General features: G+C 47.0%; 27 protein-coding genes and 1 pseudogene. 16 read left to right on the forward strand and 12 right to left on the reverse strand.

Going from position 1 to position 13,954, the window contains the following annotated elements; genetic code table 11:
* From KI228_RS24115 to KI228_RS24170, 12 genes are all read right to left on the reverse strand, one after another.
* On the reverse strand, positions 1 to 237 hold the full coding sequence (locus KI228_RS24115; protein WP_141227436.1) for a hypothetical protein: 237 nt from the start codon (positions 235 to 237) through the stop codon (positions 1 to 3).
* 2 nt (positions 238 to 239) lie between these two features.
* On the reverse strand, positions 240 to 416 hold the full coding sequence (locus KI228_RS24120; protein WP_141227435.1) for a NinE family protein: 177 nt from the start codon (positions 414 to 416) through the stop codon (positions 240 to 242).
* Complete coding sequence (locus KI228_RS24125) at positions 413 to 850, reverse strand: recombination protein NinB (RefSeq protein WP_141227434.1); 438 nt, start codon at positions 848 to 850, stop codon at positions 413 to 415. The genes KI228_RS24120 and KI228_RS24125 overlap by 4 nt, the downstream gene beginning before the upstream one ends.
* Positions 831 to 1,016 carry a Lar family restriction alleviation protein gene (locus tag KI228_RS24130; RefSeq protein WP_141227433.1) on the reverse strand — a complete coding sequence of 62 codons (186 nt, stop codon included), beginning with the start codon at positions 1,014 to 1,016 and terminating at the stop codon, positions 831 to 833. Before KI228_RS24130 ends, KI228_RS24125 begins: the two co-directional genes overlap by 20 nt.
* A gap of 2 nt (positions 1,017 to 1,018) precedes the next feature.
* On the reverse strand, positions 1,019 to 1,309 hold the full coding sequence (locus KI228_RS24135; RefSeq protein WP_141227432.1) for a phiTE_015 family protein: 291 nt from the start codon (positions 1,307 to 1,309) through the stop codon (positions 1,019 to 1,021).
* Positions 1,310 to 1,324: 15 nt separating this feature from the next.
* Positions 1,325 to 1,516, reverse strand: coding sequence for a hypothetical protein (locus KI228_RS24140; protein ID WP_141227431.1), 192 nt, complete (start codon positions 1,514 to 1,516; stop codon positions 1,325 to 1,327).
* Between the two features lie 9 nt (positions 1,517 to 1,525).
* A complete protein-coding gene (locus tag KI228_RS24145) occupies positions 1,526 to 2,002 on the reverse strand; it encodes a hypothetical protein (RefSeq protein ID WP_141227430.1) in 477 nt (158 codons plus the stop codon).
* An 85-nt stretch (positions 2,003 to 2,087) separates the two neighbouring features.
* Positions 2,088 to 3,464, reverse strand: a complete 1,377-nt coding sequence (locus KI228_RS24150) for a replicative DNA helicase (RefSeq protein ID WP_141227429.1) — start codon at positions 3,462 to 3,464, stop codon at positions 2,088 to 2,090.
* On the reverse strand, positions 3,461 to 4,504 hold the full coding sequence (locus KI228_RS24155) for a replication protein (protein WP_141227428.1): 1,044 nt from the start codon (positions 4,502 to 4,504) through the stop codon (positions 3,461 to 3,463). The genes KI228_RS24150 and KI228_RS24155 overlap by 4 nt, the downstream gene beginning before the upstream one ends.
* Positions 4,497 to 4,640 (reverse strand): DUF2740 family protein, encoded by a 144-nt coding sequence (locus KI228_RS24160; protein WP_141227427.1) that lies wholly within the window; start codon positions 4,638 to 4,640, stop codon positions 4,497 to 4,499. Before KI228_RS24160 ends, KI228_RS24155 begins: the two co-directional genes overlap by 8 nt.
* A 39-nt stretch (positions 4,641 to 4,679) precedes the next feature.
* Positions 4,680 to 4,958: a CII family transcriptional regulator gene (locus KI228_RS24165; protein WP_141227426.1), complete on the reverse strand. Its 279-nt coding sequence runs from the start codon at positions 4,956 to 4,958 to the stop codon at positions 4,680 to 4,682.
* Between the two features lie 107 nt (positions 4,959 to 5,065).
* A complete protein-coding gene (locus tag KI228_RS24170) occupies positions 5,066 to 5,275 on the reverse strand; it encodes a helix-turn-helix transcriptional regulator (RefSeq protein ID WP_141227425.1) in 210 nt (69 codons plus the stop codon).
* A gap of 108 nt (positions 5,276 to 5,383) precedes the next feature.
* On the opposite strand from KI228_RS24170, the gene KI228_RS24175 reads away from it, so the two are divergent.
* The 16 genes and pseudogenes from KI228_RS24175 to KI228_RS24250 all read left to right on the forward strand — a co-directional run bounded on the left by KI228_RS24175 (position 5,384) and on the right by KI228_RS24250 (position 13,941).
* Complete coding sequence (locus tag KI228_RS24175) at positions 5,384 to 6,046, forward strand: LexA family protein (protein WP_141227424.1); 663 nt, start codon at positions 5,384 to 5,386, stop codon at positions 6,044 to 6,046.
* A 399-nt stretch (positions 6,047 to 6,445) separates the two neighbouring features.
* The gene (locus KI228_RS24180) at positions 6,446 to 6,727 is read left to right on the forward strand and encodes a regulator (protein ID WP_141227423.1); all 282 of its coding nucleotides are present in this window, start codon (positions 6,446 to 6,448) and stop codon (positions 6,725 to 6,727) included.
* 50 nt (positions 6,728 to 6,777) lie between these two features.
* Positions 6,778 to 7,653 carry a DUF7666 domain-containing protein gene (locus KI228_RS24185; RefSeq protein WP_212807629.1) on the forward strand — a complete coding sequence of 292 codons (876 nt, stop codon included), beginning with the start codon at positions 6,778 to 6,780 and terminating at the stop codon, positions 7,651 to 7,653.
* A gap of 551 nt (positions 7,654 to 8,204) precedes the next feature.
* A complete protein-coding gene (locus KI228_RS24190) occupies positions 8,205 to 9,179 on the forward strand; it encodes a hypothetical protein (protein ID WP_141227421.1) in 975 nt (324 codons plus the stop codon).
* A gap of 96 nt (positions 9,180 to 9,275) precedes the next feature.
* Complete coding sequence (locus KI228_RS24195; protein ID WP_141227420.1) at positions 9,276 to 9,410, forward strand: protease FtsH-inhibitory lysogeny factor CIII; 135 nt, start codon at positions 9,276 to 9,278, stop codon at positions 9,408 to 9,410.
* Complete coding sequence (locus tag KI228_RS24200) at positions 9,395 to 9,589, forward strand: hypothetical protein (RefSeq protein WP_141227419.1); 195 nt, start codon at positions 9,395 to 9,397, stop codon at positions 9,587 to 9,589. Before KI228_RS24195 ends, KI228_RS24200 begins: the two co-directional genes overlap by 16 nt.
* A gap of 87 nt (positions 9,590 to 9,676) precedes the next feature.
* On the forward strand, positions 9,677 to 9,985 hold the full coding sequence (locus KI228_RS24205; protein ID WP_141227688.1) for a hypothetical protein: 309 nt from the start codon (positions 9,677 to 9,679) through the stop codon (positions 9,983 to 9,985).
* The gene (locus tag KI228_RS24210; protein ID WP_141227418.1) at positions 9,982 to 10,803 is read left to right on the forward strand and encodes a PD-(D/E)XK nuclease-like domain-containing protein; all 822 of its coding nucleotides are present in this window, start codon (positions 9,982 to 9,984) and stop codon (positions 10,801 to 10,803) included. The genes KI228_RS24205 and KI228_RS24210 overlap by 4 nt, the downstream gene beginning before the upstream one ends.
* Positions 10,803 to 11,372 carry a hypothetical protein gene (locus KI228_RS24215; RefSeq protein WP_141227417.1) on the forward strand — a complete coding sequence of 190 codons (570 nt, stop codon included), beginning with the start codon at positions 10,803 to 10,805 and terminating at the stop codon, positions 11,370 to 11,372. Before KI228_RS24210 ends, KI228_RS24215 begins: the two co-directional genes overlap by 1 nt.
* Positions 11,372 to 11,677, forward strand: coding sequence for a hypothetical protein (locus KI228_RS24220; RefSeq protein WP_141227416.1), 306 nt, complete (start codon positions 11,372 to 11,374; stop codon positions 11,675 to 11,677). The genes KI228_RS24215 and KI228_RS24220 overlap by 1 nt, the downstream gene beginning before the upstream one ends.
* Positions 11,658 to 11,828 carry a DUF2737 family protein gene (locus KI228_RS24225; protein ID WP_141227415.1) on the forward strand — a complete coding sequence of 57 codons (171 nt, stop codon included), beginning with the start codon at positions 11,658 to 11,660 and terminating at the stop codon, positions 11,826 to 11,828. Before KI228_RS24220 ends, KI228_RS24225 begins: the two co-directional genes overlap by 20 nt.
* A complete protein-coding gene (locus tag KI228_RS24230; RefSeq protein WP_212807631.1) occupies positions 11,825 to 12,064 on the forward strand; it encodes a hypothetical protein in 240 nt (79 codons plus the stop codon). Before KI228_RS24225 ends, KI228_RS24230 begins: the two co-directional genes overlap by 4 nt.
* Entirely contained in the window at positions 12,027 to 12,266 is a 240-nt protein-coding gene (locus tag KI228_RS24235; protein WP_039025583.1) for a DUF4222 domain-containing protein, read from the forward strand. Before KI228_RS24230 ends, KI228_RS24235 begins: the two co-directional genes overlap by 38 nt.
* Positions 12,267 to 12,275: 9 nt before the next feature.
* A complete protein-coding gene (locus KI228_RS24240) occupies positions 12,276 to 12,440 on the forward strand; it encodes a hypothetical protein (protein WP_164076817.1) in 165 nt (54 codons plus the stop codon).
* Positions 12,437 to 12,643 (forward strand): annotated as a pseudogene (locus KI228_RS24450) (helix-turn-helix domain-containing protein); the annotation flags it as partial. The gene KI228_RS24240 and the pseudogene KI228_RS24450, both read left to right, overlap by 4 nt.
* Positions 12,644 to 12,777: 134 nt before the next feature.
* Complete coding sequence (locus KI228_RS24250) at positions 12,778 to 13,941, forward strand: tyrosine-type recombinase/integrase (protein ID WP_224267571.1); 1,164 nt, start codon at positions 12,778 to 12,780, stop codon at positions 13,939 to 13,941.
* Positions 13,942 to 13,954: the final 13 nt, after the last annotated feature.

The raw sequence follows: 13,954 nt of genomic DNA on the forward strand, positions 1-13,954 counted from the left end.
TCAATGCAACCTCGCTATAGTCTCTGGTTGTTCGTCCTCAGTTGGGCGGATAATGATGATTAAATCCATGTCTTCAAACTGATACATGTATCCATCACCACCTTCTGCCTCGAGAGCACCTTCAACATGACTTGCAACTGCACTCATCAGGATTCGAGTAGCGTCAACACCATCGCTTTCCATGTCCTCAAGCAGGTCTTCAAGCCTTTCTGTGTATTCATCGTCTAAGTTGCTCATAGCTATTTCCTCGCACGATTACGGAGCCATCTGATATCCCAGAGATGAGCCGTATAGTTGAAGGTTTTAATGTCTGATTCGGTAGGTACTGGCTTAGGTTTGTTTCTGGAGCGTTTGGTGGGAAGGAATTTGCAGTTTTCACAAACTATGTCGGTGATACTTCGTCGCTGTCGCCTCATGCCGCATCTCCGAATCTGTCTTTCAACTCAAGCGCTAATCTGGCTTCGTCAGACCACTTAACATTCTTCTCAGCACCAAATGCCTGGATAAGCTCCAGAAGCTCTGCAAATTCACTCACCCTCATCTTGCTGGTTGACTGGCCTAACACTACGAATCCATCACCGTTAAGGTTAGGAACGACATCCTGCTTCTTGAGTGCTGCGGTGAAGATGCACTTCCAGCTTTCAGCATCCAGCCATCGACCATGCCAGTTAACCTGACGCGAGACGTCACCGAGACAACTCCATAGCATCTTGTTCTGCTGGAGGCTTCTGGTTCTGTCCTGGATGGTTACGATGATTGGCTTGTCATAGGAGGGTAAAACTTGCTGGATGGCTTGAATGGCGTTCTGCTGATGAATTGGGCTTCTTAGTTCAAATGTTAGTTTCTTCATCTCCTGCTCTCCGCTCCCAGGCTAATGCCGCCTTTGCCGCTGTTGATTCCTCTGGTCCGTCTGCCCCGCATTCATGGCAAGACACGAAGAACCATTCTTCATTGCTGTAGCTTTCAATGCCCACATCTCCGCTTCCGCAGAATGGACATGGTTTTGGTAAGCTCATACTCACTCCTTCACTTTGATTCCAGCGGCGCGGATGGATTCTTCATAAGCATCCATTGCATCACCGAAGCCATTGGAATAGTCCACTGTGTATCCTTTGACTAGCGCTTCTCTGCTGATGATAAATCGTGGTGCTTTTATCTCGATAGCTGAGCGAGACAGGTTCCAGAATTTCCAGGCTAGGCCTACATCCCATGACATGTATTCCTCATTGCCATTCTTTGCTCGGCGCATATCTACGCAGTCGCCAAGTTTTTCCATTTCCGCTTCAAAAGCCTTTCTTGATTCGTCCATATTCCTCTCCATCACCTATGCCGCCAGGTCAAAATAAACGTTAATAACGGCATCACCTTTTCCTTTTCTGGTGCGTCGCATTTGGCGTTTGGTAGGCTTCGTAAGAAATAAATACTCAGCCCACAGGTTTCCGCCTGACGTCCAGCCTGTCATTGCCGATGGATACACATATCCCGATCTGTAACTCAATTGCCATTCAATCATCATTACTCTCCATCAGTGTGCTGGGGTGTTAGCTGGCAGTAATAATGTCTCAACAGGCTTCTTTCCAAACTTTTCCAATAGTGCTTCTGTGATTGAATGAGAGATAGAGTCAAAACCAGAAGCATCGATAGGCTCTTTAGTAAAACCATGAAACTCAAGAAGACGTAATGTCTCTTCAAATGCTGGTTTATTTAGTGAGTCAGGAAGCCAAAAATGGAAAGCTTCACCAGAGCGATGCTTCTCCGCGAGAAGTCTGCCCTGCTTAATAAGCTTATGAATCTTCTTCATCGAAGCTGAGTTCCCAATTGGCAGTAATAGCCTGTTTGTTCTGAATGCTGTGCAGATGTGAGTTGAATAACGCATATAAAAATCATCGTTTGGAACCAATCCGCGTTTGTTACCGAAATAGTTATGAGTAGCCGCGTATGGGAGATGATTAACCACCGCTCTCCATACGGCTTGCAGAAATTCTTCGTCTGTAATCTTCATCTCTTACTCACTCTGTTTCTGATGCAAATAAAAAAGGCCGCGACGATGGTCAGCAGCCCTGTTAGTGTTTCTGCGATGTAGGCAGTCATACATCCGCTCCTTTTGCGTAACGCTTGCCTCTGGGTGCCGGCGCATTTGCTGAAGTGCAAACCCCTCTTGCTTCGTCCTGGTCGCATGAGACAAAGTGACCATTCTGGAATCGCTGATAAACAGTACCCAGCGAGCCAAAGCGGTTTTTCGTTACGATGATTTCAGCGAAAGGTGCAGCCTGGCTGTTTTCGTCATACACAGCTTCGCGATACAGCATGATGATTGAGTCTGCATCCTGTTCGATACTTCCTGAGTCGCGCAGGTCTGCGTTGGTTGGGCGTTTATTTGGTCTCGTCTCAACTTGCCGGGAAAGTTGGCTGAGTGACACGACAGGCGTTTTAAGCTCCTTCGCCATTGCCTTAAGGCTTCCGGATATGTGAGCAATAGCCAGGTCGTTTCGTTCTGCTTTTGGCTTCTGAATGAGACCTAAATAATCAGCCATGATGAGAGACAGGTGTGGATTTTCCTGCTTGAGACGTTCGGCTATAGCCATGATTTCCTCAACCGAAAGGCGACAAGCATCGACTACCCAGACGTCGAGATCTGCCAGACGCTTCATGCCTTCTGCAACCCTTCCCCATGCTTCGTCGTTCATGCGTGATGGGTTTCTTAAAGCGCTAACTGGCATCATACCTGCACCGGCAATGCTTCGCTCGGCAATCTGCAATGCGCTCATCTCCATTGAGAAAATCAGCACTCCGCGCTTTTGCTCTGAGTTAGGCAATTTTCGACTTGCCACACTTTCTGCCAACTTCAGCGAGAATTCCGTTTTACCCATACCTGGTCGTGCGGCAACGATGATCAGGTCTTCGGCGTTAATCCCGCCAAGGATTGCATCCAGTTCGTCGATACCGGTCTTCAGGTTGTCTGACTCTTCACCATTGCGCAGGCGCTTATCAAGTGTCTCTGTGTAGTCTGTGATGATATCGCCAAGGTGAACAGGTTTAATCTCATCACGTGGCTTCCTGATGGCTGACAGGCGCTTTACCAGTTCGTCCATTGCCTGACCTGACGCATCAATGGTTCCGTTCTCGATAGGGTCACGCATTTCGCTAATCAGCTGCAGTACCAGGCGGCGATGATAGTTATCAGCAACCATGCTGGCGTAGCCTTTCAGGTTTGCAGCGCTTGGGCATGACCGCGCAGTCATCATCACGTCGGTAGCGTATTCATCTCCGCATTCCTCGGCGACCATCAGGGCGTCAATCAGGTTACGGTTACGCGCTTGCTTGCAGATTACCTCAAAGGCTTTCCGGTAGAGTGGGATGGAGAATGCTTCAGGTTCAAGCGTCGCCAGGACGTCACTTGCTGCAGGTGTTAACCCTCCCAGGAGTAATCCGCCGATAACACTGGCCTCGATATCCTGTCTCATAGTGAGCCCTCCTTGACCTTGCGTAGAGTCTTCAATTCCATCAGTGTGTCAAAGTTTGCACACCACCCGGAGCCATCAGGACCTCCAAAGTAAAAATCTCTAGCATTTGCAATAAACGCCTTGAAATAATTACGGAATCCTTCGACGTTCTTCCTTGCAAGGTGAGTTGCCAACTCTCGAATTGCTATTTCACGGTCACGATATAATTCAGCGAATGGCATTCTTCCATCAGCGACTTCGTTGTAGGCATCAATGACAGCCTGGCAATCAATATCCACACCTTCCCGCTGCCACTTTTCAGCATCTGTGAGATATCCATCGAATCGCTTAACTCGGCAAATATTCTCTGGCTTTGGTATCGAATTCCCTTTACGTGACCACGCAGTAACAGCCCACTTTGTTACCAGGCAAACGTCTTGCAAGGTGTAGGCCTTTCTTGATTGCGTTGCAGTCATGAGACGAAGATATGGCTCAGCAGAGCGACATGACGAGTTGGTAAGTTGGTTGTAGTATTCGAGAGCTTTCTGCGCCCCATCAAAATCCCCCTGTGGGGGTATGGGGGATCTTTCTTTCTTTTCTTTTGTAATAGTTTCTTTTGTGTGACTCTGTTTTGGTGACAGGTCTGTCACTGTTTTGGTGACATTTTTTGTCATCAATGCGGTGACATTATCACCAGAGTAGTGACAGCCTTCGATTTGCCATTCTGCTATGTTCTTGTTTGGCCCTATTTGACTGCCTTCGCGAAGGATTACCTTCATTGCGATAAGCTCGTTCTTGGCCTTGTTAACTTTCTGTCTTGGCAGACGTGTAAGTTGAGCCAGTTGACTGTCAGAAATGCGATCAAGTTTCTTGCCAAACCCGTATGTTTTACGACAAATGGCATGAGCAACCTTGCTCTGATTCTTCGTTAAATCTGCGCCGATAAGCTCGTCATACAGGGCATTTGCAAGACGGGTATATCCATCTTCAAGTTCTGCCACACGACGCTCCACAGGCCTATGAGATGGCCTCAATTGTGTTACGGTTGCGAGATTACTCATGACCTTTCCTCTTCAGCATTAGCTTCACTTTCTCCAACTCAGCCCGAAATCGACCAGGCTGTTTGAAGCTGGATAAGAACCGATCACGAAGTATGTTTTTGTGTAATTTGTCCTGGTCAGGACTGAGTGATTTCATCTATAATTTCTCCTGTGTGGTTGACATAACACAGTGTTCTCAAGCGTCCAGATTGCTACCAACAACTGGACGTTTTTCTTTTGTGAGATAATTAGCCAGTCGCTTTGTAAGCTCTGCCATTTCCTCGTCTTCGATTCCGTATTCCAGAACCGCCAGCATCATGCTCACCTGAGAGAAGAATCCACTCTTCCATCGGCTTACCTGGTATTCAGGAATGCCCATAGCTTTAGCGAATGTCTTCTGACCCATCAGAGCCAGTTTGTTCAGTAGTGACGACTCGATTCGAGCTGCTTTCTTGCTTTGAGTTGCAATGTCCATTTCGTATTATTTCCATAGTTAAATAGTTGAATACGCATCGATTGATGCGATGTGTTATTTCCACACGGGCGGAGAAGATGACCAAAAATGTTAAAGAGCGGTACTGCTTAAGCGACTCTAGGTGGGAATAGGTCGTCAAAACCTACTTCAGCACCATGCTTGTTCAACACAAAAAGAATCTGACGACATTGAGTGGCACTTAGATCGCGACGGCCATTTTCGTAATGACCAATTGCACCCTTAGTGAGTCCAAGCTCCGTTGCCAGCTCTCCCTGTGTGAGCCCAAGCCTTTCACGAATGTCTCGTAGCTTGTTCATAAGGTTCCTCCGTAACTAATATCAAGTATACGTTTCGTATTCGCAATTGGCAAGCTAAATATACATTTTGTGTCTCGCAAAAAGGAATACAGTTCGTATGATCAGGACATGAATATGAAATGGTATGAACTAGCCAAAGACCTCATGAAGGGGCGCGGCGTATCTCAAGAGACGTTGGCAGAGCACCTCGGCATTACAAAGGGTGCTGTTAGTCATTGGCTTAACGCAAGACGCGAGCCAAGCCTTGAGGATATAGCCAAAATCATGACTTATCTTGGGCTTCGTAGTTTCGAGGTCAATGCAGACGGCACCATCAGGGATAAATCCTCCGCTACAAACGTAACTTTCCACGGAAAGAATGAGCCAAAGGGAAGCTATCCCGTAATCAGCTGGGTAAGTGCAGGTGAATGGATGGAAGCCGTAGAACCGTATCATAAGCGAGCTATCGACCGCTGGTATGAAACAAATATAGATTGCTCTGAGAACTCATTTTGGCTGGATGTTAAGGGCGATTCAATGACATCACCTGTAGGCCTGAGTATTCCTGAAGGTATGGTTATACTTGTTGATCCAGAAGTTGAGCCCATCAATGGGAAGCTGGTTGTAGCTAAGTTAGATAGCGAAAATGAAGCCACCTTTAAAAAGCTTGTAATAGACGCCGGGAGACGTTTCCTGAAGCCTCTAAACCCTCAGTATCCCATGATTGAAGTGAATGGGAATTGCCGCATTATCGGCGTAGTTGTAGACGCCAAAATCACCAACCTCCCCTAATATAAAGGTCGCTTAAGCGGCCTTTTTTGTATTCCTCCAAAAATAAATTCCTTTTGTATACATATTGTTACCTGTTTTCTTGCACTTTCGTATACATTTTGTATTGCGCTATTGGGATACGTTTTGTATATTTACCCCATCAGCAGGACGCACCACCGAGACAAGGAATTGAGTCTCAGCTCTTTAACATAGATGGGGTTACTTCTCCCGCCCTTGTGGGAGACCAAAGAGTAGTTGGCTTTGGGATTGGATGAATGCGCAGGCTGATGCGCAGTGGGACGTGGCTGACTCACGAGGATGGCTCAAGCGAATAAGCAAGCTAGACGCCGCCGAATAAGCGCCTTATGCCGGAGATCAGCACCGGCCATCCAATCACCAAAGCTAACCACTGGAGGACATATGACCAACTTTACCGCACACAACAGCGTTACACGTCGTTATCTGAAGCGTGGTGAGCTGATTGCTAAGCGACGCGCTGAGGCTTCTCAGAATGCGTTACATAAAGCCAACGACATGCATCGGGTAGACAGAGCCACTTCGCTCGGAAGTCTGCGCGATAAGAAAGAGCAGGAAGCACCACAGAAAACTAATCGCCTGTACTACAGAAATCCTCGCAGTGAAATGGGAGTGACTTGTGTAGGACGGCAGAAAATGAAATTAGGCAGTAAGCCACTCATCTAATCAGGTCGCAACGCGGCCTTTTTTATTACCTCATATTCAGGAATAACAACATGACCAAAGAAATTGTTACTTTCAAGGGATTCAATAAAGAACTCAAGTGCCGTGACTTCCAGTTTGAAATTGGCAAAACCTTTCACCATGAAGGAAAGGTTGAGGCTTGCGGTTCTGGTTTTCATGCCTGTGAATGCCCTTTCGATGTGTTTGGATATTACTCGCCGGCAGATAGTCGTTTTGCCGAAACCATTTCATTCGGTGTAACTGATCGCGAAGAAGATGGTGATACGAAAATAGCCAGCGCCAGCATCACTATTAAAGCTGAACTGACACTTCCTCAATTCATTCATCGTGGTATCGAATGGATATGGAGCAAGATTGATAAGTCACTTGAGCAGCAGATCATGACTGGCGACTGGTCAGCGGCAACCAACACTGGCAACCGGTCAGCGGCAACCAACACTGGCGACTGGTCAGCGGCAACCAACACTGGCGACTGGTCAGCGGCAACCAACACTGGCTACCAGTCAGCGGCAACCAACACTGGCGACTGGTCAGCGGCAACCAACACTGGCGACTGGTCAGCGGCAACCAACACTGGCAACCGGTCAGCGGCAACCAACACTGGCAACCGGTCAGCGGCAACCAACACTGGCAACCGGTCAGCGGCAACCAACACTGGCGACTGGTCAGCGGCAACCAACACTGGCGACTGGTCAGAGGCAGAGGTGTCAGGATCACAATCCGTAGCTGTATCACTCGGCATTGAAGGTAAAGCGAGAGCATCTGAAAACGGTGCAATCGTGCTCTGCTATCGAGATGAAGATGGAGAGTTAATTCATATCCGGTCCAGCAAGGTTGGCGAGAATGGAATTAAACCTGATACCTGGTATCAACTTGATGAAGATGGTGAGTTTGTAGAGGTCGCGTAATGCGGCCTTTTATTTTGGCAGCAAGCCACAGAGGTGAATATGAAAGATACAAGTGGACCAGCATTTCCTTATTCAGGAGTGCACAAAGGAAGCGATATGAACTACATCATCGATAACCATGGTATGACGTTACGTGATTACTTCGCAGCAAAGTTCATGCATGGGATTTGTGCAAATCCAGACTAACTTTATGACGACGAACCACTTGCTAAAGAAGCTTATGCGATGGCAGACGCAATGCTCAAGGCTCGGGAGGAGTGATGATTTGCCAATCATGCGGTGGTCAGGTTGTCTGGAAGGGCTCATGGCCAAACCTGACTCATACAGAATGCGAGTCATGCGGCGCAGTGAATAACCGGGCGGTTGATGAGCCTGATGAAAGCGATCAAGAAAGCGAATAAGCACCTATAGCAGATTTACGAGTCTGCTATGTGAGCAATATCGCTCGTAACCATGACAGGAGACGAAGAACTGTCTGGTTAGATTGAGAAATCATCCCTTGATAGTCTTGCCGCTCTATATGGGCGGCATTCTTTTTGCCTGGAGGAGATATGAGTAACGCATTGCAATTAAGTATTATTAAAACCGACGCTGGTAAATGTTTTATCACTGATTGCACAGAAAAGGACGGTTATTACTACCAGTACCATCAATCTAAAATTGCCGATCTCCTATTTGACGGAGTTAAACCTAAAGCCAGCTTTCACAAAAACTGGTTTGATATTGAACATTACCCTGAAAAGGTTGAGCGAATTATCTCTGGTGAACGAATTAATGTTCGCTACGAGCTAAAAGATGCTGAACTTGAGAGCAAAAAATACCCTTTAACGCTTAGTTACAATGAGCGTGACGCAGTGGATGAGGATATCAGAGGCTCTCTTTATGAATACAAATACGATACTGCACCTGATTACACCTCTCCAGTTGACGTTGAATTAACGTTAGTATGTGAGGTTGAAAATTTTCGTGACGCACCAGAATTTAATTATTCTGCAATCAGAAAGGTTGAGTTCCGCGAGGAGCGCTACACCGTAAAAAACGTTAACGTAAAACACTCTCTTGTTGACTGCATCATAATTCCTGAGCCTTTGCGTGCTAACAGCCCTTGTGAGATTTCATCGAAAGAAATGTATGACATTGTACGCCAGCACGTAAAAGATAACATCGACAACAAACTGGCTAGAATAACAAGTGATTACGCATTTTGCTTTACCGTTAAAAAAATAATACCGCTCCTTAAGCCTCACACATATTCATATCAGGATATTTTTGCCAGAACCAAGAAGCAAAGAGCAAAGTTGCACTTTAAGACTGACACGGCGAAAGAAGTTGAAATCTTCCAAATGACACATGAACAGGAAAATTACAAGGGTTATACGGCGATTAAAGGATTCAAAGCCAATAACGAATGGGAGCTAAAGGAAATGATTGATAACTTCCTTACGACGCTTATGGATACCATTCACGCGCCAATAGAGCAATGCTCATGCTGTGGCGGTACAGGCTACACGCAAGACATGAAATAGCCGCCTGAGTGCGGCTTTTTCATACCAGCATATCAACAGAGATTCATTCGAGTCTCTTTCGCTATGACAACAACATTCAACTTAAGGAACTTCCCCATGATGCAACTCAGCTATGCGGGAAGCGGCGTCATGTCCGCTTTCTATCCCGCTGAATCAGAATTATCCAAACGTATTCGTCGTCTTATTCGCGCTGTTCGCAAGCAACTGGAGGCGTTATGCAAAACACATTAACCGTTATTCGCCAGTGCGTAACTCCAGGGATGTTAGTTATGCACCACGGAAAGCCATGGAGAGCAGCAGTAAACAAAGACGGTAAGCTGCACATCCACACACTAACCGAAGCTAAGCCACTTAAAGACCTGCTGGTAGACATCGTTCTTAACCATAAAAACGAGCCGGAGATTATCTAGTGAGCATTGCAGATACCTGGGCAGACGATGCGTTTATTCGCCTTATGAAAGACATGCTCAATCAGCAGAAAGAACAGGAGAAAGATGATGATTCTGACTCTGAATGATAAACGTGAAATATCGCAAATCATCGCATGTTTTACTGACGAAGATTACGAACGAATTAACAGTGAAGTTGATCGACTTTGCAAACGTTGCGACCCAATAAGCGAAATGCTTCGCTCCTATAAACCTGACGAGCACACAAAGGACGCCATCGACTGGTTAGAGGATGACGACTGTAGCTATCAGGAAAAAGCAGCTGAGTGGTTCTGGGATGCAATTACGGAAAGGGTCAAAGCTGAATATGCATTCGACATATTCAAGCGCAGAAATGCTTATGGAGAGGCAGCATGAAGCCTGGAGTTTATTATGGAATGGCTAACGAGGATTACCATGCTGACGAGGCGATAGGATCAACGTCTGTTAAGGCGATTAGCGTTAGCCCAGCAAATCTCTTCTTCAACAAATTCACTGGAAGTAAATCAGCTCACATTGGAAGTGCGATTCATGCGGCATTGCTGGAGCCTGAATTATTCAGAAACGATTATCTGCTGATGCCAGATGTCACATCGCGCAGTTCAAAGGAATATAAGTCAGCAACAGAATGTACAAATCCAGAATACATTTTAATTGGCAGTGAAGTAGATACCGTAAACAGGATGTTTGACTCTTCTCGTCTTAATGAAGACTTCATGGACTATATGAACACCAAAGGAAGTTCAGAGGTTTCCATGTTTGCAGAGTGTCCAGAAACAGGACTGATGCTCAAATGCAGATTTGACAGGCTATCTGACACCCTCGCCTACCCTCTCGACGTTAAGAGCTGTAGAGACGCATCTGAACGCGGATTCAGTAACGCTTTCGGTCAGTATAAATACCACATTCAGGCAGCCTTTTATCTCTACGTTCTCAAGTTGGCAACTGGCATCGAATACAACCAGTTCGCATTCTTCGCTATCGAAAACTCACCGCCATATCGCAACTGCATGTACTACATCGGTGAAGAATCTCTGGAGCTTGGCTATCGCGAAATGTATGCAGCATTAAACAAGCTCGTTGCCTGTAAAGAAAACGACTCGCTGAAGTACGAAGGAATTGTACTTCCATCCAATGAAATTAACGTTCCGGCATATCTGCTGGATGATGAATATTCAGATGAGGTTATTCTCTAATGGACCTTTCACGCACAATCATTCCAAAGTCAGACCAAATTAACTTTGAGGATGTTCAGACGCAGAGCATTACAGCGGTAATTAAAGCTGTCCGCGCTGGAAACTCAGAGCAGCCTGTGTTCATAGATCTTGAAGGTTTCGATGGGAGACCTTACAAGCCGTCTAAATCAATGCGTCGCGTGTTAATCGGTGGATGGGGTGCTGATGGTCATTCCTGGGTTGGGCGCTCTCTTATGCTTGTAGGCGACCCATCGGTTAAATTCGGCGGTGTGGCTGTTGGCGGTATAAAGATTTATGCAATGAGCGATATTGAATCAGATTTCTCAATGATGCTTTCGGTATCGCGAGGTAAACGAGCAGAACACCGCGTCAAAAAGCTGGAAGCAAAACAACAGGCAACTCCTGAATCTGCATTGTCATGGTTTTCAGAGAATGCATTAAACATGGATTCAGCAAAGCTCGAAACAGCATACAGCCGAGCTAAAGGCGTTATTGGAGATGATTCTACCATGAATCAAAAGCTCGACGAAATTTACCAACTCCGCAAAAAGGACTTGGAGACCGCCTAATGAAATGCATCCCATGGGAGAAATGGGAAGAGGATTTCTTGCGCGAAGTAGCGGCAACCATGCCAGTTGAAGTTATCGCCGAAAAGCTGGAGCGAACAGAAAAAGCTGTTATGGCTAAGGCGACACGCATCGGCGCTGACATGGTTAGCCGCTTGCGCGGTAAGCGCTGGACTCGCGCAGAGGTATCACTCTTCGAAAAATTCTCCGCAGAAGAAATAGCAATCGCAACCTGCCGATCAATCTATTCAGTCAGGTCCATGAGATACAAATTAACGAGGCTCAAAAATGAACGGATTAACCTATGACCCCGGTATTTCCCCTCACGAATTAATAGCCAGACACAAATTCAAGCCAATGCCAGATAAGCAGGAGTTACTCAAGCGTGACTCTTTTAATACACATGAACGACTCCAGAACAACAAGTGGCTGAATGCGATGCTGAGAGGTGGAAAATGAAACCAACATACGAAGAACTTGAAGCCCAAATCGCTGCGCTGGCTGCGGAGAATGCTGGGCTGAAGAATCCAGATAACTGGCTGTCACAGAGTGATTACGGCTATGAGGCGTCAGAAGTAGCCACCAGTAACGGCGCGTCTGAGGATGAAGCGCTGCGCGCCGCGATGATTACCTTCCTTTTAATGCAGGAGCTTCCCAATGTTCCAGCTAATTCAACGGGGTCAGATTTACGCTGACCAGCACGGTTGGCCCGTCATTATCCATAGCTGCACTTCTCAGATAGTCCGCTACTGGCGACAGGGCCGGATCAACACCGCTTCAATCGACCGATTCAACAATGATTTTGAGCACCTCGATCACCGTGAGGCGGCACAGATACGCGCCGAACTGGAGACGAGTGAGCACATTAAATCGCTGCGCGCCCAGCGCGCGGCATGAGGAGAGACTATGTCAGCATATGATGAAATTATGAACGCACTCGCCTTCTACTTCGGTGATGGAGAAGGTCTAAACCCAAGCGAGGAAAGCATCCGTGAAATTATCAGCCAGGAGCATGACCCAATTGAGACGATTGCTAAAGCGCTAGACGATTACCGCGCATCGAAGCCATGACGCAACTGATAGCCAGTTATGAGCTGGCTATTGGGTGCGAAAGCACTGCTCCGTTATCCCTTGATGTTATTGCCCACTCCGGTGGGCTTCTTTTTGCCTGGAGAAAGCCAGTGGAACAATTCAGCCTTACCCTCGATGAAGCATGCGCCCTGCTCGGCATATCCAGACCAACTGCAACAAACTGGATCCGTTCAGGAAGGCTACAAGCTACACGTAAAGACCCATCAAAACCTAAATCCCCTTACCTCACAACCAGGCAGGCCTGCATTGCGGCACTCAGATCGCCGTTGCATACTGTCGTGGTGAGCGCGGGTGATGCACATAAAGAGGATCGCAAATGTCCATCTTCCGCAGAGGTGAAATATGGTACGCCTCGTACTCGCTCCCGGGCTGGAAGCGAATTAAGGAATCTCTTGGCACAGCGGACAAACGGCAAGCGCAGGAGTTGCACGACAAGCGAAAAGCCGAACTCTGGCGAGTAGACAGACTCGGTGACTTTCCTGATGTGACTTTTGAGGAAGCATGTTTACGCTGGATTGAAGAGAAATCAGATAAGAAATCGCTCGATACAGATAAAGGCCGGATGGGATTCTGGCTTGAGCAATTTGAAGGAGTGAGACTGAAGGATATTACTGAGGCAAGGATTTACTCAGCAGTCAGCAGGATGCATAACCGGAGTCATCTGGAGATATGGAAGGCAAAAGTGGCAGCAGCCAGGAAGAAAGGAAATCCAGAACCGGAGTATGTCGCTAAGCCTGTCACAACCTCTACCAAAGCCAAACATCTTGCATTGATGAAAGCCATTCTGAGAGCGGCAGAACGCGACTGGAAGTGGCTGGAGAAAGCACCAGTCATCAAGATACCGGCAGTGCGAAATAAGCGAGTGAGATGGCTGGAGAAGGATGAAGCAAAAAGACTGATTGATGAATGTCCGGAGCCGTTAAAGTCTGTCGTCAAGTTTGCGCTGGCAACAGGTTTGCGGCGTTCTAACATCATCAATCTGGAGTGGCAGCAGATAGACATGCAGCGCCGGGTAGCATGGGTTAACCCGGAAGACAGCAAATCAAACAGAGCTATTGGCGTAGCGCTGAATGATACCGCATGTAAGGTTCTGCGAGATCAGATAGGCAATCATCATAAATTTGTGTTCGTCCACACAAAAGCAGGAAGAAGGCCTGATGGTTCTGTCACGCCGGCAGTCAGGAAAATGAGAGTCGATGATGGTCGTGCATGGAAATCTGCATGCAAGAGAGCGGGGATTGAAGATTTCCGGTTCCACGACCTGAGGCATACATGGGCAAGTTGGCTTATTCAGTCAGGTGTACCGTTGTCTGTTCTTCAGGAGATGGGGGGCTGGGAGTCGATAGAAATGGTGCGTCGGTATGCCCACCTCGCGCCTAATCATCTGACCGAACATGCGAAGCAAATTGACTCGATTTTTAACGATGATGTCCCAAATATGTCCCACGAGGGAAATATGGAGGCTGGCGGAAATGGTTAACTCGTTGATTTCT

The sequence above is a fragment of the Citrobacter amalonaticus genome (genome assembly GCF_018323885.1).
GTDB classification, from domain to species: Bacteria; Pseudomonadota; Gammaproteobacteria; order Enterobacterales; family Enterobacteriaceae; genus Citrobacter_A; species Citrobacter_A amalonaticus.